The organism is Polycladomyces zharkentensis, from assembly GCF_016938855.1.
Classification (GTDB): domain Bacteria; phylum Bacillota; class Bacilli; order Thermoactinomycetales; family JIR-001; genus Polycladomyces; species Polycladomyces zharkentensis.
Genome location: NZ_JAFHAP010000005.1, coordinates 108,223 through 134,723, shown reverse-complemented (window position 1 = coordinate 134,723; position 26,501 = coordinate 108,223). Strand labels below are relative to the sequence as shown.

General features: G+C 50.6%; 23 protein-coding genes and 2 pseudogenes. 6 read left to right on the top strand and 19 right to left on the bottom strand.

Annotation, left to right across the window (positions count from 1 at the left end; genetic code table 11):
- Positions 1-40 precede the first annotated feature (40 nt).
- The 15 genes from JQC72_RS05135 to JQC72_RS05065 all read right to left on the bottom strand — a co-directional run bounded on the left by JQC72_RS05135 (position 41) and on the right by JQC72_RS05065 (position 16,740).
- Positions 41-1,459: a phosphomannomutase/phosphoglucomutase gene (locus JQC72_RS05135; RefSeq protein WP_205493450.1), complete on the bottom strand. Its 1,419-nt coding sequence runs from the start codon at positions 1,457-1,459 to the stop codon at positions 41-43.
- Positions 1,440-2,555 (bottom strand): glycosyl transferase, encoded by a 1,116-nt coding sequence (locus tag JQC72_RS05130; protein ID WP_205493449.1) that lies wholly within the window; start codon positions 2,553-2,555, stop codon positions 1,440-1,442. Before JQC72_RS05130 ends, JQC72_RS05135 begins: the two co-directional genes overlap by 20 nt.
- Positions 2,536-3,726, bottom strand: coding sequence for a glycosyltransferase family 4 protein (locus JQC72_RS05125; RefSeq protein WP_205493445.1), 1,191 nt, complete (start codon positions 3,724-3,726; stop codon positions 2,536-2,538). The genes JQC72_RS05130 and JQC72_RS05125 overlap by 20 nt, the downstream gene beginning before the upstream one ends.
- Positions 3,723-4,754 carry a nucleotidyltransferase family protein gene (locus tag JQC72_RS05120; protein WP_205493444.1) on the bottom strand — a complete coding sequence of 344 codons (1,032 nt, stop codon included), beginning with the start codon at positions 4,752-4,754 and terminating at the stop codon, positions 3,723-3,725. The genes JQC72_RS05125 and JQC72_RS05120 overlap by 4 nt, the downstream gene beginning before the upstream one ends.
- Positions 4,755-5,179: 425 nt before the next feature.
- Entirely contained in the window at positions 5,180-6,133 is a 954-nt protein-coding gene (locus JQC72_RS05115; RefSeq protein ID WP_205493443.1) for an aldo/keto reductase family protein, read from the bottom strand.
- 172 nt (positions 6,134-6,305) lie between these two features.
- Positions 6,306-7,058, bottom strand: a complete 753-nt coding sequence (locus JQC72_RS05110) for an arginase family protein (RefSeq protein ID WP_302104514.1) — start codon at positions 7,056-7,058, stop codon at positions 6,306-6,308.
- A 358-nt stretch (positions 7,059-7,416) separates the two neighbouring features.
- Complete coding sequence (gene hemQ, locus JQC72_RS05105) at positions 7,417-8,172, bottom strand: hydrogen peroxide-dependent heme synthase (protein WP_205493442.1); 756 nt, start codon at positions 8,170-8,172, stop codon at positions 7,417-7,419.
- Positions 8,173-8,222: 50 nt separating this feature from the next.
- Positions 8,223-9,173 (bottom strand): COX15/CtaA family protein, encoded by a 951-nt coding sequence (locus tag JQC72_RS05100; protein WP_205493440.1) that lies wholly within the window; start codon positions 9,171-9,173, stop codon positions 8,223-8,225.
- A gap of 19 nt (positions 9,174-9,192) precedes the next feature.
- Positions 9,193-10,131: a heme o synthase gene (locus tag JQC72_RS05095; RefSeq protein WP_205493439.1), complete on the bottom strand. Its 939-nt coding sequence runs from the start codon at positions 10,129-10,131 to the stop codon at positions 9,193-9,195.
- A gap of 22 nt (positions 10,132-10,153) precedes the next feature.
- A complete protein-coding gene (locus JQC72_RS05090; protein WP_205493438.1) occupies positions 10,154-10,468 on the bottom strand; it encodes a cytochrome o ubiquinol oxidase subunit IV in 315 nt (104 codons plus the stop codon).
- Complete coding sequence (locus JQC72_RS05085; protein WP_205493437.1) at positions 10,465-11,082, bottom strand: cytochrome (ubi)quinol oxidase subunit III; 618 nt, start codon at positions 11,080-11,082, stop codon at positions 10,465-10,467. The genes JQC72_RS05090 and JQC72_RS05085 overlap by 4 nt, the downstream gene beginning before the upstream one ends.
- Positions 11,083-11,094: 12 nt before the next feature.
- Positions 11,095-13,035 (bottom strand): cytochrome aa3 quinol oxidase subunit I, encoded by a 1,941-nt coding sequence (gene qoxB / locus JQC72_RS05080; RefSeq protein WP_205493429.1) that lies wholly within the window; start codon positions 13,033-13,035, stop codon positions 11,095-11,097.
- Positions 13,036-13,072: 37 nt separating this feature from the next.
- Positions 13,073-13,948 (bottom strand): ubiquinol oxidase subunit II, encoded by an 876-nt coding sequence (locus JQC72_RS05075; protein ID WP_335342399.1) that lies wholly within the window; start codon positions 13,946-13,948, stop codon positions 13,073-13,075.
- A 408-nt stretch (positions 13,949-14,356) separates the two neighbouring features.
- Positions 14,357-15,394 (bottom strand): aldo/keto reductase, encoded by a 1,038-nt coding sequence (locus JQC72_RS05070; protein WP_205493427.1) that lies wholly within the window; start codon positions 15,392-15,394, stop codon positions 14,357-14,359.
- Positions 15,395-15,732: 338 nt separating this feature from the next.
- A complete protein-coding gene (locus tag JQC72_RS05065) occupies positions 15,733-16,740 on the bottom strand; it encodes a zinc-dependent alcohol dehydrogenase (RefSeq protein ID WP_205493571.1) in 1,008 nt (335 codons plus the stop codon).
- Positions 16,741-17,281: 541 nt separating this feature from the next.
- On the opposite strand from JQC72_RS05065, the gene JQC72_RS05060 reads away from it, so the two are divergent.
- From JQC72_RS05060 to JQC72_RS05050, 3 genes are all read left to right on the top strand, one after another.
- Positions 17,282-17,977 carry a Crp/Fnr family transcriptional regulator gene (locus JQC72_RS05060; RefSeq protein ID WP_205493426.1) on the top strand — a complete coding sequence of 232 codons (696 nt, stop codon included), beginning with the start codon at positions 17,282-17,284 and terminating at the stop codon, positions 17,975-17,977.
- A gap of 152 nt (positions 17,978-18,129) precedes the next feature.
- Positions 18,130-18,678 (top strand): hemerythrin domain-containing protein, encoded by a 549-nt coding sequence (locus JQC72_RS05055; protein WP_205493425.1) that lies wholly within the window; start codon positions 18,130-18,132, stop codon positions 18,676-18,678.
- Between the two features lie 5 nt (positions 18,679-18,683).
- Entirely contained in the window at positions 18,684-19,010 is a 327-nt protein-coding gene (locus JQC72_RS05050; RefSeq protein WP_205493420.1) for an AraC family ligand binding domain-containing protein, read from the top strand.
- Between the two features lie 171 nt (positions 19,011-19,181).
- On the opposite strand, the gene JQC72_RS05045 is transcribed toward JQC72_RS05050, so the two are convergent.
- Positions 19,182-20,222: a zinc-dependent alcohol dehydrogenase family protein gene (locus tag JQC72_RS05045; RefSeq protein WP_205493419.1), complete on the bottom strand. Its 1,041-nt coding sequence runs from the start codon at positions 20,220-20,222 to the stop codon at positions 19,182-19,184.
- 366 nt (positions 20,223-20,588) lie between these two features.
- On the opposite strand from JQC72_RS05045, the pseudogene JQC72_RS16800 reads away from it, so the two are divergent.
- The 3 genes and pseudogenes from JQC72_RS16800 (at position 20,589) to JQC72_RS16430 (ending at position 22,859) form a co-directional block, all read left to right on the top strand.
- Positions 20,589-21,551 (top strand): annotated as a pseudogene (locus JQC72_RS16800) (hypothetical protein).
- Positions 21,449-22,006, top strand: a pseudogene (locus JQC72_RS16435) (cbb3-type cytochrome c oxidase subunit I); the annotation flags it as partial. The pseudogenes JQC72_RS16800 and JQC72_RS16435, both read left to right, overlap by 103 nt.
- 82 nt (positions 22,007-22,088) lie before the next feature.
- Positions 22,089-22,859, top strand: coding sequence for a cbb3-type cytochrome c oxidase subunit I (locus tag JQC72_RS16430; RefSeq protein ID WP_302104528.1), 771 nt, complete (start codon positions 22,089-22,091; stop codon positions 22,857-22,859).
- Positions 22,860-23,155: 296 nt separating this feature from the next.
- Here the strand turns inward: JQC72_RS16430 and JQC72_RS05035 are convergent, their stop codons facing one another.
- The 3 genes from JQC72_RS05035 to hpf all read right to left on the bottom strand — a co-directional run bounded on the left by JQC72_RS05035 (position 23,156) and on the right by hpf (position 26,344).
- Positions 23,156-23,698, bottom strand: coding sequence for a hemerythrin domain-containing protein (locus JQC72_RS05035; RefSeq protein ID WP_302104510.1), 543 nt, complete (start codon positions 23,696-23,698; stop codon positions 23,156-23,158).
- Positions 23,699-24,371: 673 nt separating this feature from the next.
- A complete protein-coding gene (gene hcp / locus JQC72_RS05030) occupies positions 24,372-25,688 on the bottom strand; it encodes a hydroxylamine reductase (protein WP_205493418.1) in 1,317 nt (438 codons plus the stop codon).
- A gap of 107 nt (positions 25,689-25,795) precedes the next feature.
- Complete coding sequence (gene hpf / locus JQC72_RS05025; protein ID WP_205493417.1) at positions 25,796-26,344, bottom strand: ribosome hibernation-promoting factor, HPF/YfiA family; 549 nt, start codon at positions 26,342-26,344, stop codon at positions 25,796-25,798.
- Between the last annotated feature and the right edge of the window lie 157 nt (positions 26,345-26,501).

The following is a 26,501-nucleotide window of genomic DNA, read 5'->3' as shown; positions in this document are numbered from 1 at the left end:
CTCGCCCGATCCAAGGTTGTCCACTGCAAATGCCGCGGCATCACCACGGGATGGTGGAGGTGATGCCGCTGGCCCGCACGACTTCTTCTACTTCGCGCTTAATCTTCTCCAGGCTCTCGGCGCTGTCCGCTTCAGCCCGCAACACGAGAATGGGTTGCGTGTTCGAACTGCGCACCAACGCCCACCCGGACGGGAACTGGATGCGCGCTCCGTCCACGTCCACAATCGGGTACTGCTTTGCGAAGTGCTCTTTCACCCGCTCGATGACCAACGACTTTTGCGATTCCTCACAGGTTACGCGCGTCTCCGGTGTCGCATGGTACTGCGGTACGTCTGCAAACATAGCGGAGAGTGGCTTCGTGTCCCGGGACAGAATCCGCAAAAGCCGCCCCGCGGCATACAGCGCATCGTCAAATCCGTAGAACTCATCGTTGAAGAACAGGTGGCCCGACATTTCCCCTGCAAACGGCGCGTTGGTCCTGCGCAGCGTCGCCTTGATGTGCGAGTGACCCGTGCGGTGGAATTGGGGCTTGCCGCCGAGCCGTTTGATTTCTTCGACCAGCGCCTGCGAACATTTGACTTCGACGAACGCATCACATCCCGGGTATTTGGGCAGGATTTCACGCCAGTAAAGAATCATCAACTGGTCTCCCCAGCGGATGCGACCGGTTTCGTCCACCACACCGAGGCGGTCGCCATCGCCGTCAAATGCGATCCCGAGGTCCGCCCCCGTCTCCTTCACCATCCGGATGAGGTCTGTGAGGTTCTTCGGATCAACGGGGTCTGGATGGTGGTTTGGGAACGTCGGGTCCGACGTGCAGTACAGGGGCACAACTTCACATCCCCAAAGCCTCAGTGCCTCCGGTGCGAACGAAGACGCGGTACCGTTGCCGCAGTCCACGACCACTTTCAACTTGCGGTCGCCCAATTGGATCTTTTGTTGCAACATGTCGAGGTACGGCGTGCGAATGTCAACCGCTTTCGTCGGAACGTCCTGCCGAATGACCGGTTTGGCGCCGGTTTCTTCGGCTACAGCCACCATTTCCTTGTACAGGCTTTTGACCGATTCGCCGAACAGGGTCGTCTTGTTCTGCGCCACTTTGAATCCGTTCTCGTTGGGAGGGTTGTGGCTCGCCGTGACCATGATGCCGGACGGGACATTGAGGTGTTCGAGGCTGAAATAGAAGATCGGCGAGGTGACTTCCCCGATGTCCAATACTTCACACTGTTCGTCACCCAGCCCCGCGGCGACCGCACGGGCAAGCGCGGGCGAACTTTGCCGGTTGTCGCGTCCAACGACCACCGTTCGTTGGCCTTCCGCGCGCACCCGGCGCGCAAACGCCCGACCCAACCAGTAGGCGAATGACTCGTGGATTTCTTCGCCGACGATTCCCCGGATGTCATACTCCCGAAACACATGCGAAACGATCGCGTTGTCCTTATTCGTCAGCACACTCATCGTCATCCCCCTCCATGGTTTGATGGAAAATCGCTTCCGTGATCAAGTAGGCCAATGTGGATTCGGCGCCTCGATTGCGATTGGGGCCGTTCTCGGTCAGTCCGTCGCAACTGGAACCGTCCGACGCATCGGCCATCGGTACACCGAGGTCGTTTTTACCGTGGAACCATGCCCGGCACTTGTCCAGCACCGTCAGGTAACCCTTTTCACCGGTGACCTTGTACGCTTGTTGGCAGGCCATCGCCAACTTCATCACTTCCACCGGTTGTTGATCCCATTGGCTGGTGCTTTGCGGCGTGCACCATCCGCGGTTGCCGATCGGCCGGATCACGCCGTGTGATCCCGTCATTTTTTCGATCAGGAAATCAAGGCTGTCCTTGGCCGTCTGTTTCGCCTCACTGGACGGGAACGTCTCATGCCAGTGGAACAACGCCCAGGGGAAGACGCCGTTGCTGTAGGTCATGGTGTCCTCAAACCACCGCCATCCCGGTTTGGCATGGCTGCGGTATTGATGGAGCAGTCGTTCGCCGAGCTGCTGAGCGACAGTCGGCAGCTCATGCAGCACCCAATCTCGGAACGGTTGTTCCAATTCAGGATTCGCTTCCGCTTCACGCACAAGCAGACTCGCCGCTGACAGTACGTGCGCCATGCCGCGCGGAAACTGGATGCTGCCGATCGCACGAAACCCGTTTCGGCACAAACGCTGGGCTACGCGGGCTCGATCCCGGTTGAGATCCCACACCGCAGCAGTCGCAGTGGCCCACAGGACGCGTCCCAGGCAGTCGTCCGACGGCTGCTCAGGTTCCCATTGGCGGTCATACGCGACATTGTTGTGGAAGTGACCGTCATCTTTTTGTACCCAAGCCAAGAACGCCAGGTACGTGTCGGCCAGGTCGGACAATTGTTCACCTGCTTCGTTGTTCCAGGTGCGATGGGCGTATCGGCCCCATTCGACGCATGCCCAAAGCGCCCGGGCGTTGTCGTCCGTGGAATAGCCTTCCTTTCGACGTGGGATTTTCCCGATGCAGTGTTCGATCATTCCCGTGTCGTCGGTGAGCCGGCGCAGGTGGGTCAGTTTAACGGGAAACGGACCCAACGACGTTGCCTTCAGATTCAAACTTCCGGTGTGTCTGCGACAGCTCACCGAACAACCGGGCGTGCGACTCGCCGACTCGCGGCCAAGACATCTCGCGCCCAATCTGCTGGATTCGCCGCTCCCATTGCTGCAAAGTGGCGGAATCGGACAAGAGACGGCCGATGGCCTGCGCCCAAGCATCCACGTCGCCGTATGGGATGAGCAGATCCTCAAATTCACCGAGTAAGTCTTGTGCGTACACGTACGGCGTGCTCAAGACAGGCCGACCCAGTCCCACCGCGTAGGCCAGCGTTCCGCTCGTGATCTGTTGCATGCCGGGATACGGTGTGACGTACAGATCGCAAGCCATAATGTGGTCGACCAACTCGTCCTCGGAGAGGTAGCGGTCGATCATCACGACGTGTTGCTCCAAATTGAGCTCCCGGATCATCTCGTTCAGCTGTTCCCGGTACGCTTCTCCTTCGTGTTTTTTCACCTCAGGGTGGGTTTGGCCAACGATGGCGTACAGGACGTTCGGAATCCGGCGAACCACTTCTGGCAAGGCTTTGAGGATCAGTTCAATGCCCTTGTTTCGGCTGAGCAGCCCAAATGTCATCACGACTCGCTTGTCAGTCCAGCCAAGTTGCTTGCGCATCGGTTCGCGCCGGTCCGGCGATGACACCGGGGTGCCGTGCGGGATGTACATCAATTTGCTCTTCGGCAATTGATACTGATTGACCAACAGGTCGATGGCCCGCCGATTCATTACCACAATGCGGTCGCTGTGTCGCGCAATTTCCTCTTGCACACTGCGATGGGGCTCTTGGGGAGACTCAAGTACCGTGTGGAATGTGGTGACTAACGGCTTGCGCAATTCGCGCACGAAATCCAACACGTATTCGCCGGCGTCGCCGCCGAATATCCCGAACTCGTGCTGCAGCGAAATCACGGTGACCGGGCTGTCGTTTACGCGTTGGGCCAACTTGCGGTAATCCTCGCGGACATCGCGACGGAGAAACCACAGCGACGGGTCGTACGCCTGCAAGTCGTCGCTTTGGTTGACGATCGAGATCACGGTATCGGACTCGCACCCTTTCTCCGCGTTCCGGACGTACTGCCGGAGATGGTCGGTGTAGGTGGCGAGGCCGCACCGCTTCGGTACATACGTGCTGACATACGCAACATGACTCATCTTTGAACCACCTTCTTGTTGACTGCATAAACTGGAGGTTGTACTTCAACAAAAAAGTCCTGGCCGAAGATGGCGTTACGGATTGTACGGTTGCTCTCGAGGCGAGCACCCGGCAAGGCGACGGAGTGTGAGCAAGCGCTACCGGATTCAACTGTCACTTTGTCACCCAGCACCGCATAGGGACCGACCACGCAACCGTGACCAATCTTCACGCCGTTTCCGATGACCACGGGTGGTACCAGCGTCACATCGTCGGATATGTCGACGTCCGCACCTGTCCATATGCCTTCTTTTTGCTCAGGGTAAGAAAGCTGAAGAGCGCACTTGCCGTCGAGAACATCCCGGTGCAACGCAAGATAACGGTCGAGCGTCCCCATATCCAGCCAGTAGCCACGCACGAGCCAGCCGTAAACGGGGAACCCTTTGCGAATCAGCGTCGGGAATGTCTCACGCTCGATCGACACCTCGCGCCCGGCCGGAATCCATTTCAACGCCTCTTTCTCCATCACGTAAATGCCCGCATTGATACGATTGGAAGGCGCGGCGTGACGGGGCGGTTTCTCCACAAAGCGGACAATCCGGCCCGACATGGTTTGCAGGACTACACCGTAGTGAGAGGGGTCATCCACTTCCGTCAACCCAATCGTGACCAGCGCACCGTTCGTCTGATGGAATTCCAGCAACGGCACAAGCTCGACATGATTGATGATGTCGGCGTTCACGACGATGAACCGATCCGTCAACAACTGTTCCGCATGCTTGATGGCCCCAGCTGTACCGAGCAGCTCAGGCTCCTGGCTGTACTCAATGCGAACGCCGAATTTGCTCCCGTCTTCGAAGTATCTCCGAATGACATCCGCGTTGTGTTTGACAGCAATGACGAACTCAGAAATGCCTTGAGATTTGAGGTGTAGGATGAGGTGTTCAAGCCATGGCCGATTGACGACCGGAGCCATGGGCTTGGGGAGGTGTTCAGTCAGAGGTCTCAAACGTGTTCCCAACCCGCCAGCTAACAACAGTGCTTTCATTTACATCCCCCCATTTGGCTAGATGTGGAATCTATCACCAAAGAGAGAAGAAAGGTAAATGAAAGAGAGTGGCCATCCCGGACAGCAAGACCGTTTGCAGCGCTGCCAAAGTCTTCTGCCGAAATCACCGACTGCGTAGGTTGTTAGCACTCATACCAAGCGGCTGATAACAACGACAAACTTATTATATACTAATTCGTGGAAAAAAACAAGTCGGCCAGGGCAGGTCAACACACGGCACAGCTGGTACTCCGTGAAAGATACATGCGGACTCCATCCTTGATTCGAAAAAGTCCGAAATCATTTAGCCATAACATCCAAGACCCAACAACGAAAAAACCGGCTCCCTCTCCATAGGGGGAACCGGCTTGTTGCATTTGTATATGAATCTCGGTCTGAACTGCCGGATGCTTTGCATTTTGACATCAGGATGCCTGCAAAATCTCGTCGATCTTCGCCAGTGCCTCGTCCGGAATCACCACTCCCGAGGCTTTGATATTGTCTTCCACCTGTTCGGGCCTGCTCGCCCCGATGATCGCACTGGAGACGTTCGGTTGGCGCAGCGTCCAGGCCAGCGCCAGCTGAGCCAAGGATAGTCCGAGTTCTTTGGCGATCGGACGCAGACGTTCCACCTTGCGCAAGTTTTCCTCTTTCAGCCACGATTTTACCGTCTCCGTGCCGTGTTTGTCGGTTGCCCGACTGCCCGCAGGCGCATCTGTCACCGCTTTGTATTTGCCGGCAAGCACGCCCTGGGCAAGTGGCGAGTAGACGACTTGTCCGATGCCGTTCCGCTCACACAGCGGAATGATTTCCTCCTCGATCTCCCTCGCAAACATGTTGTACAGCGGCTGATTCACCACAATCCGGTGCAGCAGATATTGATCCACGATGGAAACTGCTTCGGCGATTTGCGCCGCTGTCCAGTTGCTGATACCAATGTACAACACTTTGCCCTGCCGGACGAGATCGTCCATCGCCCGCAGGGTTTCTTCCATGGGCGTGTCGTAGTCGAAGGCGTGGCAGTAGTATACGTCGATGTAATCTAGACCCAGCCGTTTCAAGCTGGCTTCGCACTGTTCCATGATGTGCTTGCGGGACAATCCCCGGTCGTTGGGACGTTCGCCCATCGGTCCCCAAACTTTTGTCGCCAGCACGTACGATTCGCGGGGATACTTCCGTAAGGCCTCACCGACGATCTTCTCCGCTTCGCCGTTCATATAAATGTTGGCCGTGTCGAAGAAGTTGATACCCAGTTCGTAGGCCTTGTCGATGATGGAGATCGCCTGCTCTTTACCGACATAGCCGCCATATGTCAGCCAGCTTCCCAGGCTGATTTCGCTTACTTTCAATCCGGAGTTTCCAAGACGACGGTACTTCATTTTCGGTCACCTTCCCATGAAAGTTTTCGAAAAATGGGTAGCCGCCGCGACTCCAATTTTGATATGGCACTGTTCGAATCGTGGTGTTCATTCACTTTTTGGGGATGGCTGCTTACGGCCGGGTGCGGAGCGGAAATCCGGCTGTCCCACCGCATGTTTCTGCCTCAGCGGACTACGCGCACAGCACGGATTGGAGGATGGCCAGATTGGCCTGCTCGTTCAGACGGAGTTGATCGGTGTAACGCCAGACTTCAGCAGGGGGTACCGGCAGTTCGCCGCAGACGTCGATACCGAGGACGTTCTTCTGCCGGACGAGTGTTTGCAGTGCCGCGAGCAGTTCCCGCAGATGCATGTTTCCATGATCCCAGTTGGTTACGGCAAACGAACGATCCAATACATCCTTGTCGATACTGATATAAACGTCTTCAGTCGGAATCACGGAAAGCAGTTTCTGCGGTTCCCCTACGCTCGGCCAAAGGACGGTTTTACCGAGAGATTCAGAGGGAGAGTGATTTTGCTCCGCACAAACCCCGACGATCAGCACTTGCCGCAGATGCGGAAAGCGCGCTGCCGCCTCGGCCACCCACGATCCGCACGACAACAGCCCGGACATGCCGTCCGTCAGCTTCGCATCGGTGTGGTTGTCAAACAGGACGAGGCTGAATGGCCGGTTGATTTTGCTGAGCAAAAGATACGTGACATAGTGGTAATTTCCGCTTCCGATATACGTGATCCCGCGACTGGTCCGGCCGGACAGCCGATGACCAATTTCTGTCAACGCTTCGTGCGAGCAAAACAGATGGGCCTCCGTGATGTCCGTAAGCTCGATCCATTCGTCGGCAAAGCCGGACAGCTCACGTTGCCAAGGATAAGCGTCGCCAAAGTTCAACAACGTCACGTCATGATGAAGGAGTCCCATGATCATCAATTTCCTTTCCTTCCGAAAACGAAATGAACGATCAGGTTCCTTTTCATGAATGGATATGAACTTTGGTCGATATCAATATACCAAAATAACACAAGAGAGTTAAGAGGCTTTACACCACCTGTACTGCAAGGAACCCGGTCTTGGCCGCTGCGAACCGGGAGCGGGTACGGGCAAAGTACGATTCATGAGGGAATTTGCCCACGATCTGCTCCTGCGCTTTCGGAATCGAAACTCGGTCGCGTTTGGGATTGTCGCTCGTATCGCTGAAATATCAAACCCTCGGCCATTTCTTTCGAAAAAGTCGAGGGTTTGTCCATCAACTCAGGAGAGGTTCATTCTTCCTTTTTCAATGGGATCATTTGATGTTGTCGCTGAGCAAAGCATTCAACCCGTCACTCGTCAGCCTGCAACCGACGTAAAAGGGGCCAAATTCGCCAAACCGCGCACTTACCTCATCAAACCTCATTTCAGTTACCAGCTTTTTGAAAGTCAAGGGGTCGTCTGAAAACAAGGAAACTCCCCATTCCCAATCATCGAAGCCGATCGCACCTGTAATGATCTGCCGAACCCTACCCGCATACGAACGGCCGATCATGCCGTGGCTTTTCATCATTTTTCTGCGTTCTTCAACCGAGAGCATATACCAGTTATCGTCCCCGAGTCTCCGCTTATTCATGGGGTAGAAACATACATATTGCGTTTTTGGCAGGATCGGTTCGAGACGTTCCCGGAAAGCAGGATCACTAAAGGGATCGGTACCCGGAGGAATCGTGTAAGAACTGAGTTCAACAACGGAAGTAAAGGAATAGGGAGTTGAAGTGACATCGGCAAAATCCAGTTTGTCAAACTGCAACTTTACTTCGTTTAATTCGTCGATTGTGGGGCGAAGATGAACAAACAACAGATCGGCTTTATGCCCAAGGACGGCATATTGACCAAAGCTGCCTTTACGGTTGTTCTCAACCGATGACCATTCCCGGATGGTGTCAAGCAACTCTTGCATCATTTGTTCCCTTTTGGAGGGGTGGATGGATTTCCATTTGTTCCAATCGATCTTGCGAAAATCATGATAGACAAACCATCCTTCGTAGGTGCTTACAGCTTGGCTCATTTTTTCACTTCCTTTTCGAGATGGATTTTTCCGTTATGAACGCTTGAGGGTTACCCGTTCTGACGGGTCAAGGTCAGTCCCCTTGTGGAAAGCAATGTTTTGAATCCCAGCAAACTTAAAGAACAAACCAACAGGGTCACGATCGAAACATGGAGTAGAAACGCCACTAGGTGCAACTTTGTGAAAATCAGCAGTGCACCGCTGAGTATTTGCAGAACAGCCAGAAGAAGGGCGTGAATGCTCCCTGTCCATAAATCTTTTCTTTCCAAGCGTATCCGATAAGCCAAGAGGTTCATTCTCAGAATCAACAACAACAACGCAAAGGCCATGAGTCGGTGAGTCCAATCAATGAACAAGGCTTCATGCACCTGACTGTAGGACTCCGTTGGAAAGGGCCATCCCTGGAAATAGACTCCCGATCCGGTGAACGAAACATACGAACCAAAATAGATGACCAAAAAACAGGAAATGAACGTTCCCCATGCCCATTTGCCCAGCTGTTTCACACGGTCGGTCTCGCGTGTGACAAGCATTTGGCCTTTTCCGGTTTCGATCTGTCGAAGGATGGCCGTCCACAAATACAAAGCGCTAAATGAGACGAGTGACAATCCCATATGAAGGGCTAGCACTGAAGGGGGATTATCAAATAAAACAGTCATCGCTCCCAGAGCAGCTTCCCCAACAAAGCCAGCAAAACAGATCCCCATTAGAACCCGGATCTCTTTTCTTGTTCGGTATCGTTTCCATGTGGCTACAGTCAGGAAGACCAAGAGAACGAGATCAATGACCACAATCAATCGATGAATAAACTCAATAGCCGTATGAAAATCCCACTCGGCAGGAATGATCCCCCCTTTACAAAACGGCCAGTCTCTCCCACATCCTAGCTCTGAACCGGTTTGGGTGTCAATAAAGCCCAAGATATTGACCAAAAACAACCCAACAAGGGTGACGAGCGCCAATGGAAAGAGGTTGGTTGGTTTCTCACCAGATTTTATCATACCTTAACAGCCCCCCTTTTCAGGAGAAAACGAAGAACGAAAGCAGTGAATCAATCGCCATAGAGGCAAACAAAACCATCAAGTAAAACAGTGAAGCGAAAAATGTTCGTTTCGCCCACACGGTGCGATCATCCGGTTCATACCACATGCGTATGTGAAAGAACAAAAATGCCAAGCCGGATATGATCGCTGCTGCCAAATACAAACCGCCTACAGCACCGGTAAAATACAGACTGAAAGTAGTGAGCAAAAGAACGAAAGTGTAAAACAGGCACTGTCTTTTCGTGTTTCTGGGCCCCCGAACGGCCGGCATCATCGGAACGCCTGCACGTACATATTCGTCATTTTTCACGATCGCCAGCGGCCAGAAATGGGGAGGGGTCCAAAAGAAGATGATCGCGAACATGATGACGGCCGGCCAGCCAATATTCCCTGTGACTGCCGACCAGCCTATCATGGGCGGAATGGCCCCAGCCCCACCCCCTATCACAATATTTTGCGGTGTTTTTCTTTTCAGCCACATGGTGTAAATCACGGTGTAATACAAAAAACCGACAAGAGACAATATCGACGTAAGACCGTTAACAAACACCCATAGCCAAATCACGGACAACAGTTCCAATCCGATACCGAAGAGCAGAGCAAATTGCGGCCGTAGCTGCCCGGTCGGAAGCGGTCGCCCCATCGTTCGCTTCATGATTTCGTCGATGTCACGGTCGTACCACATGTTAATCGCCGACGCCCCTGCGGCGGACAGAACCAGACCGATCGCCATTGCGGCCATTGTCCAAACATCGGGCAATTCTCCTTTGGCAACGATTGCTGCGCAGATCGCCGTAAAAATCATGAAGATCACGATTCGCAGTTTGGTGAGCGTAAGGTATGCTTTGCATTTTTTCATCGCCATCAAAAAGGTGCGTGGCGGTGATTGAACAGAATCCAACAACGGAGCCGACATCTTTCCCACTCCTCACTGGAGATCATTGAACCTGGGAATTAAAAGACATGACCCATAACGATCCGGCAACAACGGCAAACGTGAACAAAAACCCGAGTGCGATCGCAATGGAATGATAAGCCGGACCGCGGCTTTCTGTGATATGCATAAAGAAGATCAATTGTATCAGGATCTGAAGGACGGCCAGTGCCAATAAGATGGTAATGATGCTCCCTTGGGACAAGGGAGCTTTCACAGTGAACCACAGCGCCAAAACCGTCAGCACAATGGATCCGACATAACCGATGACATGCGCCCAAGGGAAAGTCTTCTTTGATAAATGTTCTTTGTTCATCATTTCATCACCCCCATGAGATAAACGACCGTAAAGATCATTACCCATACCACATCCAGGAAGTGCCAATACAATCCAGCGTTGAATAATTTCCGGGCTGTCGTGGGTTGGATCCGATCACGAATCAGCTGGATCCCGACAGAGATCATCCAGACGATCCCCAGGGAAACATGAAGACCGTGTGTGCCCACCAGAGTGAAGAACCCGGACAGGAACGCACTGCGCTGCATCGTGGCCCCTTCCAACGAATAAGTGATAAATTCATTGACCTCGATCCCGACAAACGCGAGACCGAGCAAGACGGTCACAGCCAGCCACCCCATGAGCCGTCCAAAATGGCCATTACGCATTTCACGCACAGCCAGTCCACAGGTAAAACTGCTGGTTAACAAGATAAAGGTTTCAAGTGTAAACATCGGAATGTCAAACAGCTGCGCCTCCGTTGGCCCCCCATCCGTATGCGTGCGCAGTACGAGATAGGTGGCAAACAGACAAGCAAACAGCACAAGATCAGACGCCAAGAAAATCCAGAAACCGAGGATGTGTTTTTCTTCTTCTTCCATGCCATGTTCGAATGACTGCTGATTGGAGATCGGGCTTCCGGTTACTTCAGCCATATTACAACCCCCTTATGACGCTTCCATTTGCTTGATTTCGTCAACGGAAATCCAGTGGCCCGTATCTTTTTCAAGCGAACGCCACAGCATGCACACCACCACACCGATCAGCCCGACTGTAGCGATCATGAATTGGTTAAAGACCAAACCGAATCCGGCGACAAAGAACGCCAACCCCATGAAGAAAGGCAGAGCCGAATTGTTCGGCATGTGAATGGGTTTCAACTCTTTTGTTGAAAACAGGCTGTCTTCTTTCCGTTGTTGTTTCATCTCCCACCAGGCATCCCGGCCATGGACTGTGGGGATTTGGGCAAAATTGTAATGAGGGACAGGCGATGGAAGGGACCATTCCAATGTGCGGCCATCCCACGGGTCCCCCGTCGTGTCGCGTTCCCCGTAACGAATACTGTAAAGGACTTGAACCACAATAAAGAGAAACCCGATACCCATCAAATACGCACCAATGGTTGAAACAAAGTTGAGTGTCCCCCACCCTGTTTCAGCGGGATACGTGTACACACGTCGGGTCATTCCCATGAGTCCCAGCGCGTATTGCGGCATGAAACAAACATAAAATCCAATGTTGAAGAACCAGAACGCCCATTTGCCGAGGGTTTCGTTCAATTTGAATCCAAACATTTTCGGCCACCAGTAATACATCCCTGCAAGTAACCCAAATACCGCCCCTCCAATCAATGTCTGATGGAAGTGAGCGATGACAACGTAACTATTGTGAAACTGATAATCTCCAGGAGCCGCCGCCAGCATGACCCCGGTCGCTCCACCGATGGCAAAACAGGGGATAAAGGCAAGCGTCCAGAGCATCGGTAATGTGAGTCGGATCCGGCCTCTGAACATCGTGAACAGCCAGTTGAAAACCTTTACCCCTGTAGGGATGCCAACCGCCATCGAAGCCACCGAAAAGAAACTGTTTACCCCCGGACCGGCACCCATCGTAAAGAAATGGTGTACCCAGACAAAATAGCCGATGACGCTGATCAGCATGAGTGAAATGACCATCGATTTGTAACCGAAAATGGTTTTCCTGCTAAATGTGCTGACCACTTCGGAGAAAATACCGTACACAGGAAGGATGGCAATATAAACTTCCGGGTGTCCCCAAATCCAAAAGAGATTGACGTACATCATTGGGTTCCCGCCATGTTGCATCGTAAAGAAATGGGTTCCGGCGATCCGATCCAGTCCCAACAGCGCGAGTGCAACTGTAAAGGCGGGAAAGGCAAAGATAATCACAATACAAGATGCAAGAACGGACCAGGTAAATAACGGCATCCTCATGAGTGTCATACCGGGGGCACGCATTTTCAGGATCGTGACAATAAAGTTGATTCCTGTTGCGATGCTTCCAATCCCGGATATTTGAAGGGAAAGAACATAATAATTGATTCCCGGTCCCGGGCTGTGCGACAACTCCGCCAAAGGCGGATAGCTGACCCACCCGGCATCAGGAGAGCCGCCCAGTACGAAGGAAAGGTTAAACAGCAATGCGCCAAAGAAAAACAACCAGAAACTTACGGCGTTCAGGAAGGGAAAGGCTACGTCACGCGCGCCGATTTGCAACGGTACCACGATATTCATCATGGCAAAAAGCAAGGGCATCGCCACGAACAATATCATGATGGTTCCGTGTGTGGTAAAGATTTCATTGTAGTGTTGTGCGTCCAAAAAATTCATGCCTGGAAAAGCGAGCTGGGTCCGCATCAGCAGAGCGTCCACACCGCCACGAAACAACATCAACAGGGCGCAAATCAGATACATGATCCCGATCTTTTTATGATCAACTGTCGTGATCCATTCGCGCCACAGCCATCCCCATTTCCTGTAGTACGTCAGCGCGGCCACGATGCCGATCAGAGTGAAAACAATCGCAACTGCTGACATCTGGATCAAGGGGTCAGCTTCTCGCAAGTACCCAACAAGTTGATTGAACATCCTCCACTTCCACCTTTCTCATCACTTTCCAGAGGATTTAATGGTGCTCATGATTTGTGTGCCAATACTTTCCTCCGTTTTTATCGACGATATTTTGATATAGCGAGGTTGGGTAAGAGGAATAAGATTGTCGGTTGACAATACTTGGCTTGACGAGCTGATTGTATTTTTCATTCGTTAAAGCAGGTGCTGATGCTTTGACCTTTTTTACCCACGACTCAAATTCAGACTTCGGTTTGGCAACCACTTGAAAGTTCATGTGTGCAAATCCTTTTCCGGTAAAGTTGGCTCCTTTACCGTCGTATACGCCCGGACGGTCTGCCTGCAACCAAAGATACATCTCCATTCCCGGCATGGTGTACATCTGTCCACCCAACTGTGGAACCCAGAATGAGTTCATGGGTGCGTCTGCAGTCAACACGAATTGCACCGGTACTCCTGTGGGAATTTCACAGTAGTTGACAGTGGCGATCTTTGAATCAGGATAAAGAAACATCCACTTCCAATCCAACGAAACCACTTGTATGGTGATGGGCTTCTGATTTGTCGGTGGCCGGGTCAGTGCGTATGTGTCCCGAACGGTAAATACGCCAAGAATAGCGACGATCAGTATGGGAATGCCCCACCATATGACTTCCAAAATTTTGCTGTCCGTCCAGTTGGGTTGGTAAGGGGCCTGATTTCCAGGGCGATCCCGGTAACGGATCACAATGTAGATCAGGAGACCAAGGACGGGAATGACTACCAGCGAGACCAAAATCGCTGAAAGCACAATGAACCGATATTCTGTATGCGCTACAGGACCGGCAGGATCAAACAGGACAAATCGATCACTGCATCCAGGTAACAGAAATAACAGAACGGAGCTGAAAAAAACGTGTTTGAGCCGACTTGATATCCCTGTTTTCTTCACAGGTTTCACACTCCCGTAGTCAGATTGAATCTGTGGAATGATGTAAGCGGTATCATAAGAAGTGAATGTGATGGATTTCACAAAATGTGATTCGCAGAATATCGGCGTTTCGTTATCGCTTTGTCATTTAACTAATCAAAAACCATCTCCTATAACCAAACTGATTTTTTGTCTGTGTAAATGAGTGTAAGTGGTATCGGGCGAAGTAATTGTGATGGATATCACAAAAAAAGAGGTGTTCACAGAATATCGACATTGCGGTTACAGTTTTGTCACTTAACAGCTCAAAGGAATGTCATTCAACAGACTCTCGTCGCAGCAAAAAACGAAAATTGATATGCCGACAGTGGGATGAATCCAGGCGGGGACAGATCCCCGCCCGAGTTTACCGGATTCTTGGTGCAGTGATTAACGGGTCGCCACGGGTGTCGGCTTGATTTTGCTGTTGGAGAACGGCTGTTTCAATTGCTCTTTCATGCCAGTTTCCCACAACGTTTCGATCATCTTCAGTTCCTCTTCTGTCAGCGGCGTTTTCTCCGGCGCCTCGGCAAATTCGCGCAAGTTCGATTCACTGGTGATATTGGGCAAAACCGATTTGATCGCGGGGCTCGCCAAAGAGAAGAGAATGGCTGCCTGACCAATGGTCCGGTCCGTTCCTTCGTACAGAAATCTCAACCGCTGAACCGCTTTCACACCTTCTTTCATCCACTCGATCGGCCGGTGGGATCGGTGGTCCCGTTTGTCGAAATGCTTGTCCGGATCATAGGTGCCGTCGAGAAGACCTGATGCGTGCGGGACACGGGAAATCAGGGATTTGCCCAGCTTTTCGGCCTCCCGGATCAGTTCTCGGGCAGGATCTTGCTCCAACAAGTTGTGAATGATTTGCGCCATGTCGTACCGCTCGTCACGGAGCGTGGCCAATCCCTCGTCCCGCCAGCCAATATCCGGCCCCAAAGCGACACCGTAGGTGCGGATTTTTCCTTCCTCTTTCAACCGTTCCAGGGTCTCAAGCACTTCATCACTCTGGATCACTTCCATCCGAGCGTTATGCAATTGGTAGAGGTCGATCACGTCGGTCTTCAATCGGCGCAGGCTCTCTTCGCAGGATTGACGGATCGAGGCGGCGTCCCACCGCTGGGGCAATTCAGAATGTCTGCCGTTTCGGTCGCCCCGTTTGGCATAGATATCGTAGCCGAATTTGGTGGCAATCACCACTTTGTCGCGAAGCCCTTCCAACGCTTCCGCCAAGAGGGTTTCTCCTTTGCCTTGGCCGTACACATCCGCGGTGTCAAAAAACGTAATGCCGTAATCTTCGTATGCCATGCGCAACAGTCGTTTGCCGATCGTATCGTCTTTGACACCCCACCATGGTGTGGCAACAGACCAAACGCCGAAACCCACTTCGGAGACCGGCGTATCAATGCCGGGCATGTTGCGGTATTTCATCAAGATAGCCTCCTTCTCGTATCTTCACGTCGCACGGTGGCGATGGGGTAAAACAGTGTGTTCGTCGAGAACCTCAACACCTTCCTGTTTGCCGATGTGAATATAGCTCCAAATTTGTTTGAGACTGCTGACAAAGCTTCACCAATCGTGATTCCGGGTGCGCCGTTTTCCCTCTCGCTCCTGAATCGCTGCGCTCAAAGGACGGTCGCGGGAAAACGTCCACCCTCTTTCAGGATAACGATCCGGATTTCCGAATGCGGAGCGGAGACGGAAACCGGAACCCGCGTGACTTTGTCGCCAACTGTGTTGGGAACTTTGTATCCGGTCCGGTTTTGTGTTTACAGTTTGAAGACCAGTCGTCCCTTCGTTTGTGATTTTTCCACTTCTTCAAAGGCCTCTTTCACTTGATGAAGGTGCCTGGTCTCATAGATGACTTTTGTCCGTCCCTCCGCATGCAATTGGAAAGTTTCCTCAAGATCGATGCGGGTTCCTGCAATGGACCCAATTACCTGAATACCGTTGAGTACGGTTTCAAAAATGGGCAACTGCACATAGTGGCCCGCCGGTTCGACAAGGACGAGGCGGCCGCCGCGGCGCAGGGAATGGAAAGCATGTACAAAAGCCTGGGGCGAGACATCCACGCTGATGGCTGCATCGGCTCCACCCAGTTTCTTGATCTCTTCCACAGGGTCCTGAGTCCGGGCGTTGACCACATAGTCCGCTCCCAGCTCCTTGGCCAGTTGCAATGTCTCATCGAAGAGGTCGACAGCCACCACCGAGGTGCCGGCTACTTTGGCGTATTGCAGGGCCAAGTGGCCGCGCCCGCCGATTCCGAAGATGGCCACGAGGTCCGACGGTCGGGCACCGGACATCTTCACCGCTTTGTAGGTGTTCACCCCATCGCAGGTCAAAGGCGCCGCATCCAGCGGATTCACACCGTCAGGCACTTTGACGAGGTGTTTCGCGTAGCCGATTGTGTATTCAGCATGGGTGCCGTCGATGGAGTAACCGGTGTTCAACCGGGACTCGCACAGGGTCTCCGAGCCGGATTTGCAATATTCGCACATTCCGCATGCGTACCCCAGCCATGGGAGAGCCACCCGATCCCCTTCCTTGATCCACGTCACTCCTTTTCCGACAGCCTCCACGATCCCGACCCCTTCATGTCCCGGGATAAAGGGCAATTTCGGTTTGACCGGCCACTCCCCTTTGGCCGCGTGAATATCTTTGTGGCACAATCCTGAGGCTTCGACTTTCACACGAACTTGTCCCACTCCGGGTTCCGGAATATTCACCTCCTCAATGTGAACCGGTTCCGCAAAGTCCCGTACAACCGCGGCCAGAATTTTTTTAGCCATCTATTCACACCTCCCAGCAAAAAAGCATGATCGCCAAGATTGTGCCAATATCACCCCCATTGTATGGAGAATGGCCGGTGTAGTGGATTATCAGCGAAGATGACCGCGGTCACCATCCGCGATGAATTACGACCACCCCTCACCCTCGTCAATCAGGGCTCAATCAGTCACTGTATCCAGGCAATTTGACCCCCCTGTTTTCTTCAAAGGTTTCACACTCCCATCATCATGCTGAAATGTTGCCTGTGTATATCAGGGTAAGTCGAGTTGGAGAAAGAAAATGTGATGGATTTCACAAAAAATAGGTCGTTCACAGAAAATCTATATTACGGGTGCAATTATTGTAAGCATTATTGAACTATATAAATGTGATAAGTTTCACGATTGTTCACAGAAAGGTAGGTGTTTTGTCATTGACTATGCAAAGGGATATCGTATTGAATTTTATTGGGCAAAATTTGATTGGGAGATCGATGCCCGGTTGCAACTTTGTTGCCACTACCCCCATAAAAAAGTGGAGGCGCTGGTGATGGACCGCAAATTCGAGATTCTCAAACGGGTTCCGCTGTTCAGTGGGTTGACAGATGATGAATTGGAGAAAATCACACGTATTACGGTTTTGCGACACTATCGAAAGAATTCAACGATCTTTGTGGAAGGGCAGACATTGAGCACGGTTTACTTCATTCAATCGGGGATCGTCAAGGTCACGAAGGTGCAAAATAATGGTAATGAACAGGTCATCTGTCTTCTGCAAAAAGGGGATATGTTTCCCCATGTTGGATTTTTCTGCGATTCACCGTATCCCGGAACGGCTGTAACCGTCACGGATAGTATATTGTTGGCCATACCGACGGACGATTTTGATCGATTGATGGATTCCAATCCACTCATTGCAAAGTCGGTCATGAAAATGATGGATCAAAGGCTCCTTTATATGCAAAGGCGCTTGCAAGATGTGATTTCGGGAGATGTCCATCAAAAAGTTGTCATCACCTTGTTACGGCTGGTGGAGGAATACGGAATTCAGAGGGAGGATGGCGTTTTCGTTTCCATTCCGTTAACCCATCAAGATTTTGCCAATATGTTGGGAATGTCACGGGAATCGGTCAACCGTGTGCTCAACCAACTAAAAAAAGATCATTTGCTTGATATCAATCGCAAAGGCATCTTGATTTACAATCCGGATGCACTGCAACGCACACTCTCCCCTGTTAAAGAATGACAAAAAACAGGGGCTTTTTTTATGCAAAAAATCACAATGCGATTGAGCCAACTCGTGTACATTTGTAGTGAGACACAGGACAGCGAGATGGGAGATTGGCATTGCGTATAAGTGATACAACTGGAATCCATTTTCGTGAGGAGAGAATCGATATGGTAAAACCGAGCTATCAACCCAGACTGGATTTAACGGATTGGAAAAAAACAGATACGCTGGAATTCGAAAAAATTCTGACGATCGTAGCGCCCGAACTGTATTCTTTTATCGAAGAACACGCTGCGTTAAGCCAGTTGATGGATCAGGTGAGGGAAGGCTATCACACCGAGCTTTATCAAAAGGCATTGGATACAATCGGCCATGAATTGGAACATCATTTTTTGTACGAAGAAAACTATATTCTTACTCGTTTGGCGAATCATATCACAGAGACGGAAGTGGGTCCCATCGCCAAATTAAAAAGCGAACACAACATCATCCGGAAACATTATCAAGAAGCAATGGCCCTGTTTCAAAATCATGATCCCGAAAACCCTTCACATGAACTCATACAAAAAATGGGACTGCTTGCCTATCTGTTAAAAAAACATATTGAGAAGGAGGATCATTACCTGTTCCCATTGTTTAGCGTGATTTTGACTCAAGGGGAAAAAGCGGCGATCGCCCATGATGTCCATCTTCATACAACAACCAAAAAGGAATGATTTGAATGACTGTCGTTGAGATAAGACAAGGAATTGCCGGGGAAAGAGGGGTTGCACGTACCCAAGTGTTGGAGTTTGACCAAGGAGTTGTCGTGAACCTGCAATTAAAATCGGGAAAAAAGATTCCCCGACACCATGCGAACTGCCATGTGCTCGTTTTTGTGATCAGCGGAGAAGTATGGTTTGGTGTATCTGACCAACGTTTCCACTTAAAAGCGGGTTCCATGCTTCACATGAAACCGTATGAGGAACATGAGATTGAAGCGATCCAAGACTCCAGCTTGCTCGTTATAAAAACAGGTTCCCAAACCGGTTGCACTCTGCATGGGTGAAATAAGGTGCGGGCCCGATTTTGTCCTCGAATGCGAACCTGCAGGGAAAAATCGGACCCGCATCACTTTATCCACAAACTGCATTCTGCAAGAGGGACGTCATCTTATGAAACAGGCGGGCGCGACAAAAACGGACAAAAGATGATTCGGACTGTCTTTTTATCAAAAAAGTCAATCATTGTATAAAATAACTTTCATCGCTTTTTCTTTGGCTGCATTGCGAAATACCTCGTACGCCTGCATAATCTGTTCCAGCGGAAAACGGTGGGTAACCAACTGTTGTGGTTTGATCTTTCCGGACTGCACCGTTTTGATCAGCATCGGTGTGGTGCTCGTACTGACCAGCCCTGTCGTGATCTTGACATTGCGAATCCACAACTGTTCCAGGTGCAATTCGACAGGCTTGCCGTGTACACCGACGTTGGCCAGCCTTCCTCCCGGCTTCAGGATTTGCTGACAGATGTCGAAAGTTACCGGAAAACCGACGGCCTCAATCGCTACATCGACACCCTTGCCATCCGTTAGTTCCATCACTTGCTCGACCGCAGTTCCCTTTGAGCTGTTCACTGTCTTGGTAGCCCCGAACTTTTTGGACATCTCCAAACGATGATCATCAAGGTCGACCATGATAATCTCCGCCGGTGAATAAAGTTGCGCGGTCAAGAGTGCTGCCATCCCGACCGGTCCGGCCCCGACAATAGCAATGACATCCCCCGGCTGAACTTCGCCGTTGATCACCCCGATTTCCAAACTCGTCGGGAAAATGTCGCTTAACATCACCAGTGCTTCCTCATCGGTTCCCGGAGGTATGTGGTACAAGCTCGTATCAGCATACGGGACCCGGACGTATTCCGCCTGGGTACCGTCAATCAGGTGCCCCAAAATCCAACCGCCGTTTTCACAGTGGGCGTACATCGCTTTTTTGCAATAATCACATCTTCCACAGGAAGTGACACAAGAAATCAGCACGCTGTCGCCGGGTTTGAAATTGTTGACACCCGATCCGACTTCTTCTACTACTCCAACCCCTTCGTGTCCCAGGGTTCGGCCATCGGTAACCGCTGGTACATCCCCGCCCAAGATATGCAAATCCGTGCCGCAAATCGTCGTTTTGGTTATTCTGACGATGGCATCCGTCGGATCTTGAATCGTCGGTTTTTCCTTCTCTACCCACTCAAACTTTCCCGGACCACGGAATACAAGCGCTTTCATTATTCTGTGCCCCCTCATTTTTGTCGCGAAGTTGCCTTTCAAGCTACCCAATTTAAGGTCGTCCGTCCGAATCTGATGGGGATCAATCTCCGTCTTATATCGGACTCCTTTCTTGAACGAATCGAACGATGACTGTCTATGGTTAATATGCCAATTTGCTCTTCTGTCTAACCAATTTTTAAATACAGCCGTATTTTTGGGACACGTACCCCCAATAAACAAATATCCTTCTGGTTGAAGTTGAAGGTTTACGGGGCAAAGCTTATACCCTATCAGTTGAATTCATACAACTTTCGAATAAAGAACAATGGCGTAGTTTAAACTATCCGTGTCAATGAAGACAAAAATTGGTAGGGGCCTGTAATCATGAGTCTTAGAAGACTTTGGGTCAGCTTGACACTTGTATTCGTCATTTCATTTGCCATTCTGGGGTATTACGGGGGAGAGATTTATCAAACGATGCCTCCCATTCCAAAACGTGTGCTGACCAGTACGGGTACCGTACTGTTTACCGACAAAGAAATCAAAGATGGGCAAAACGTTTGGCAGTCAATAGGCGGACAGGAAGTGGGAACGATCTGGGGACATGGCGCATACGTGGCGCCGGACTGGAACGCCGACTGGCTGCATCGGGAATGCATGTGGTTTCTCAACAAATATGCGTCGGATTAATTCGGAAAATCTTACGACGCGCTGAATGATGAAAACAAAGCGATGCTACACGCCAGATTGAAAAAAGAAATCAGAACCAAGCCGAAAACGGGCGATTTGGTGATCTCCCCCCTGCGTGCGCAGGCATATGCAGCCATCAGCCGACATTACGCTGCCTTATTTGGCAATGATCCGAAACTGGATGATTTGCGTGACAAGTATGCCATCCCCCGCGAAACAATCAAAGATCCGGAGCGGATGAAAGCCCTAAACGCTTTTTTCTTCTGGTCAACCTGGGCGTGCGCCACCAATCGTCCGGGCAGCGACATCACTTACACGAACAACTGGCCCCATGAACCTTTGATCGGCAATGTGGCCACCGGTTCCATGGTGATCTGGTCTGTAGTCAGTTTTGTTCTGCTGCTGGCCGGCATTGGCGCTCTGGTCTGGTATTATGCCAAGCAAAAACACATCGAATCGGAAGAGACCTATCCTGAAAAAGATCCGTTGCTTGCCTTGTCACCCACCCCTTCCATGAAGGCGACACTCAAGTATTTCTGGGTCGTCGCTACTTTGTGGGTGATTCAGGTTGGGCTGGGAGCGGTACGGCCCATTACCAGGTGGAAGGTAGCGGTTTCTACGGAATACCGCTGGCAGAATGGCTGCCCTATTCTGTAACACGTACGTGGCACACCCAATTGGGAATCTTTTGGATTGCAACCGCCTGGATCGCAACCGGGTTGTTTGTGGCTCCGGCAGTCTCCGGTCGCGAACCAAAATACCAACGTTTTTTCGTCAATTTTCTCTTTGTGTGTTTGCTGATCATCGTTGTCGGTTCCATGGCCGGTCAGTGGCTTGCGGTCCGGCAACGTCTTGGGTTGGACACAAACTTCTGGTTTGGGCACCAGGGGTATGAGTATACGGATCTTGGACGATTTTGGCAGTTGTTCCTGACTGTCGGACTTTTCCTCTGGCTGTTCCTGATGGTACGGGCGATTTGGCCCGCGCTGAGAAAGGCAAAAGACGACAGGCATCTGCTCATCCTGTTTTTGATCGCTTCCACCGCGATTCCGGTGTTTTATATTCCGGGACTCATGTGGGGACAGCATACGCATCTGGCCATTGCCGAGTACTGGCGTTGGTGGGTGGTGCACCTGTGGGTGGAAGGGTTTTTTGAAGTATTTGCAACCGGTGATCGCGTTCCTGTTCACGCGTATGGGATTGCTGCGGATATCCACAGCCACCACTTCGGTTCTTTTTTCCACGATCATCTTTTTGTTCGGAGGGATTATCGGTACGTTCCACCACTTGTACTTCAGCGGAACGCCGATCGGGGTTTTGGCATTCGGCGCCACTTTCAGCGCGCTGGAGGTGGTTCCGTTGGTACTGATCGGCTTCGAAGCGTATGAGAATTTGACCCTTTCCCGTGCCCGTCCCTGGATGACGGCGTACAAGTGGCCGATTTACTATTTTATCTCCGTTGCTTTTTGGAACCTTGTGGGGGCCGGATTGTTCGGATTCTTCATCAATCCTCCGATCGCCCTTTACTACATGCAAGGGCTTAACACCACACCCGTGCATGGACATACGGCGCTGTTCGGAGTATACGGCATGTTGGGAATCGGGCTCATGCTGTTTTGCTTACGGGGATTGACCAAACAACACGTGTGGAAAACAAAGGCTCTCGCTTTCTCGTTCTGGGCCATCAATATCGGACTGGCGCTGATGGTACTGCTCAGTCTGCTCCCGATTGGTCTGATGCAGACATGGGCAAGCGTGGAACACGGTATGTGGTATGCACGTTCGGCTGAATTCATGTCGCGGGGGATCATTCACAACTTCGTATGGCTGCGGGTGATCGTTGACACCATTTTTGCAATTGGCGCTCTCATGCTTGGCTGGTTCATCCTCGGTCCAAAAACCGGCTGGTCGCTCACCGGTGAACGACTGCCTTACGCCGGGAAAGGCGAGACACATGCAAAATAAGCATTGTATCAATGTATACACGCAAAATGTTGGATTGGGCTCGGTTAGAAAAGCTTCATCACCATCATGTCCAATGTCCGTGCGTGGACAAGGGGGGTATGGACACCTCATCTGAGCCTGTTTGCATGTCTATTTAAGCGTTATCTAAGTGCAGTATTTCAAAAAAAATAAGTGGTTTCTTCGCTGCTTCAAGGAGAAACCACCTTTTGTTTTTTTTGGCTTGGTTCTTCATGGATTCTTCACTCTGTTTCGGTGGCAATCATGGCAGGAAAACAGACCATAAAATTCTTCAAAGACTATACGGTTTGCATTTTTTTCGCCAGAAGATCTTTTTCTTCAGACGAAAGCAACTGTTCTGCCATGGGGAACAAAACATTTTCTTCTTTCATAAAGTGCTGTGACAAGATATTGTAGGCTTGAATCATAAATAAGCCGATTTTCTTTGCCTTTTCTGTATCAACGGGCGCGGTCGCCTGATCAATCTTTGCGATAAAGGTTTGCAGATATTCCTTTCCTTTTTGATGCTCATATTCCATTACCATCAGTGGTCCTGATTCCCTGCCGATGTATGAAGCCATCATCGGAAATAAATACTTTTCTTCCCGTTCAGAATGAGCGTGCAATTCCCGCTCAAAACGAACGGCTTTCTCCCTCAATTCATGCAATGCACCTTGCCAGTCTGCAATGTGAGTATCGTCTCCGACTCCTTCTGCCGATTGATACAATTGCTCCATTTGTTCCCTTAACGGAATATGTTCTTGCTTCAGTCGGGTCAGAGCAGGACACAAAGGAATGTCCTCTCCGACCCTCTGGCCGCAATGAAAAGGCATATCATTCATGTTCTTTCCTCCTGGTCCGTTTCGTTTGATGCTGTAGCTTGATGTTATGGTAACTGAATTTGTGTTTTCGTATTATGACAAACATCACAACAGGGATGAATCAGGTTTAAGAATGGATCAACCCAGTACCAAGCAAACAAGGCACTGTCAGCAATGCCTATTCTCCCTGTTCATGATGAACCGCCTGTTTCGTCCTAGGTCTCCCTTTTCCCCATACACTCTGCCTTCCAAGGTGTCCACTGTGTTTCCCATCACACGATGGCCTACATTTGTGAGGATACTGATGTAAAAATATAAGATCCCACTTGCACCAAGTGAGATCCAACATTGTCAAGAGCCCTTGGCCTTCTCGGCCACATCCTTCTGTATGAAACCAAACGTGACTTGCTCCGCACGGCTAAAGCACCAGAGGCCTTCTCGCTTCATCTGGCGTGGCAACCCACATCCATCCACGATGGCTTCGTCCAAGCCTGGGTAATGTTAGTTTATTGAGTTTGCGCTCGCATAGTATTTTAAGTGTTTTCGTACTTCTAGGCTCGATTGTGCTAAAATTCTGTCGGACTTGCGAGAGCTGAGGCCCTCCCGCGTCCGACGCTCGCTTTCATCCCAACCCTAAAGGGCTGGGTTTTCCCGCTCGCTCTTTATAAACGGCCAAATCCTGTAGCGCTCCCTTTTAAGATGAGATGGTCAGATGTGCTGAGCTCTCCGTTAACATGGCTTGCATATCTGTTTGTACATCACCAATCAATTTTAAGCCGAATCTCTCTTGCAATACTTGCAACACACCTGGTGAAATAAACTCAGGAGCTTTTGGTCCAATACGGATATCTTGAATACCCAGGCTGAACAACCCCAATAGGATGGCAACCGCTTTTTGCTCAAACCAAGATAACACGATACTGACTGGCAGTTCGTTTACCTCACATCCAAATGCTTCAGCTAGTGCAGCCGCAATCTTCACAGTGGAAATCGAATTATTGCATTGCCCCAAATCAATATAGCGTGGAATATCCGTACCTGGTACTACTCCGTAATCTACATCGTTAAAGCGGAACTTGCCGCAAGAAGTGGTTAGAATAACCGTTTCTGGTGGCAAGGATGTGGCTAATTTCCGATAATATTCACCACCTTTCCCCGGAGCGTCACAACCTGCAATGACAAAGAAGCGCTTAATTTTTCCATTTTTCACAGCCTGGATCACTTCCGGTGCCATTCCTAGCACGGTCTCATGGTGGAAGCCTGTAACGAGTTCTTGATCAGACTCTATATTCACTTCCGGAAGCTCTAAAGCACGCTTGATCAATGGTGTAAAATCATCATTTTCAATTTTTTGTACTCCTTCAAGCCCAGCTACATCATAAGAGAAGAAGCGGTCTGCATACGTACCTTTAATGGGCATGACACAGTTCGTTGTTGCCAAAATCGCGCCTGGGAACCTTTCAAAAAGCCTCCTTTGATCAAACCATGATTTTCCGATGTTCCCTTTCAAATGAGGATACTTTTTCAGTTTAGGATAACCATGTGCCGGTAACATTTCTGAATGTGTATATATGTTGATCCCTTTATCCATCGTTTGCTCCAATAATTTTTCAAGTGCAAGCAAATTGTGCCCTGTTACCAAAATTGCTTTTCCTTCTATCTTATTTTGACTAACACGAACGGGCTGTGGAATCCCAAAGCGTTCTGTATGAGCTCGATCCAGCAATTCCATAACCCGGATCGCTGCTTGCCCAACTTTCATCGCCATCTCAAAATGCTCTTGCTCATTAAAGTTGGAATTGGTCAGTGTCATATAAAGTGCTTCATGTGTGGTAGCATCTACAAACGGGTCCGTATATCCAAGCTGATAAGCATGTGTACGATATGCAGCGATTCCTTTTAACCCAAAAACCAAAATATCTTGCAAACTGGCGATCACTTCGTTTTTTCCACAAACTCCGATGATTTTACATCCACCCATTGGTGTCTGCTCGCATTGATGACAAAACATACTTTCCTTCCTCCTTCTCACATTCTCGCGTGAATTCATCCTAGCTAGAGCAGTAACGCTGTGTCAGCCACATAAATTCTGAAACCAAATTACCCTCTATTTGCACCTCACTCGGGTTCGATTAAACCGTAACGCCCGTCTTTTCTGCGATATACCACGTTCACTTCATCCGTCTCTGCATTGGAGAACACAAAGAAGTGGTGTCCGAGCAGTTCCATTTGCATGATGGCTTCTTCCACATCCATCGGTTTCAGGTGAAAACGCTTTGTGCGAACCACAACGGGTTCTTCTTCATCATCCACCAAAGCGGTGGAGGTGTTTCCGTTTTCAACAAGCTGCGAACGGAGGCTTCCCTCCTGACGGGGTTTGCGGTTGATCCTGGTTTTGTACTTCCGGATCTGGCGCTCCAATTTTTCCACGACCAGATCGATCGAAGTATACATGTCGGCGCTTTTTTCCTCGGCGCGAACCAGCACGCCTTGAAGGGGAATCGTCACTTCCACCTTGTGATCATCGTGGATCACGCTGAGGGCGATGTGCGCATCGGCGGAAGGCGGGGTGTCAAAATACTTTTCCAGACGGCTGATCTTTTTTTCGATAAAATTCCGCAAAGCTTCCGTCACTTCAAGGTTGTTGCCGCGAATGACATAATTCACGAAGCGAATCCCCCTTTTCGCTTGATACTTTCATTACTAAACGTGTTGCCATGAATCTCGATGTCCAGATGACACCCCTGCAAACCCGATGTCATGATGCCGGTCCGATTTCTATGAAGGTTTCACACTCCCAACGCGAAATGGAATGTTGTCTGTC

What these genes read in the sequence shown, in the direction of transcription:
- JQC72_RS05135 (WP_205493450.1), bottom strand. Translation starts at nt 1,459, where the DNA reads ATGAGTGTGCTGACGAATAAGGACAACGCGATCGTTTCGCATGTGTTT.
- JQC72_RS05125 (WP_205493445.1), bottom strand. Translation starts at nt 3,726, where the DNA reads ATGAGTCATGTTGCGTATGTCAGCACGTATGTACCGAAGCGGTGCGGC.
- JQC72_RS05120 (WP_205493444.1), bottom strand. Translation starts at nt 4,754, where the DNA reads ATGAAAGCACTGTTGTTAGCTGGCGGGTTGGGAACACGTTTGAGACCT.
- JQC72_RS05115 (WP_205493443.1), bottom strand. Translation starts at nt 6,133, where the DNA reads ATGAAGTACCGTCGTCTTGGAAACTCCGGATTGAAAGTAAGCGAAATC.
- JQC72_RS05110 (WP_302104514.1), bottom strand. Translation starts at nt 7,058, where the DNA reads ATGATCATGGGACTCCTTCATCATGACGTGACGTTGTTGAACTTTGGC.
- hemQ (WP_205493442.1), bottom strand. Translation starts at nt 8,172, where the DNA reads ATGAGCCAAGCTGTAAGCACCTACGAAGGATGGTTTGTCTATCATGAT.
- JQC72_RS05100 (WP_205493440.1), bottom strand. Translation starts at nt 9,173, where the DNA reads ATGATAAAATCTGGTGAGAAACCAACCAACCTCTTTCCATTGGCGCTC.
- JQC72_RS05095 (WP_205493439.1), bottom strand. Translation starts at nt 10,131, where the DNA reads ATGTCGGCTCCGTTGTTGGATTCTGTTCAATCACCGCCACGCACCTTT.
- JQC72_RS05090 (WP_205493438.1), bottom strand. Translation starts at nt 10,468, where the DNA reads ATGATGAACAAAGAACATTTATCAAAGAAGACTTTCCCTTGGGCGCAT.
- JQC72_RS05085 (WP_205493437.1), bottom strand. Translation starts at nt 11,082, where the DNA reads ATGGCTGAAGTAACCGGAAGCCCGATCTCCAATCAGCAGTCATTCGAA.
- qoxB (WP_205493429.1), bottom strand. Translation starts at nt 13,035, where the DNA reads ATGTTCAATCAACTTGTTGGGTACTTGCGAGAAGCTGACCCCTTGATC.
- JQC72_RS05070 (WP_205493427.1), bottom strand. Translation starts at nt 15,394, where the DNA reads ATGAAATACCGCAACATGCCCGGCATTGATACGCCGGTCTCCGAAGTG.
- JQC72_RS05060 (WP_205493426.1), top strand. Translation starts at nt 17,282, where the DNA reads ATGGACCGCAAATTCGAGATTCTCAAACGGGTTCCGCTGTTCAGTGGG.
- JQC72_RS05055 (WP_205493425.1), top strand. Translation starts at nt 18,130, where the DNA reads ATGGTAAAACCGAGCTATCAACCCAGACTGGATTTAACGGATTGGAAA.
- JQC72_RS05050 (WP_205493420.1), top strand. Translation starts at nt 18,684, where the DNA reads ATGACTGTCGTTGAGATAAGACAAGGAATTGCCGGGGAAAGAGGGGTT.
- JQC72_RS05045 (WP_205493419.1), bottom strand. Translation starts at nt 20,222, where the DNA reads ATGAAAGCGCTTGTATTCCGTGGTCCGGGAAAGTTTGAGTGGGTAGAG.
- JQC72_RS16430 (WP_302104528.1), top strand. Translation starts at nt 22,089, where the DNA reads ATGGGATTGCTGCGGATATCCACAGCCACCACTTCGGTTCTTTTTTCC.
- JQC72_RS05035 (WP_302104510.1), bottom strand. Translation starts at nt 23,698, where the DNA reads ATGAATGATATGCCTTTTCATTGCGGCCAGAGGGTCGGAGAGGACATT.
- hcp (WP_205493418.1), bottom strand. Translation starts at nt 25,688, where the DNA reads ATGTTTTGTCATCAATGCGAGCAGACACCAATGGGTGGATGTAAAATC.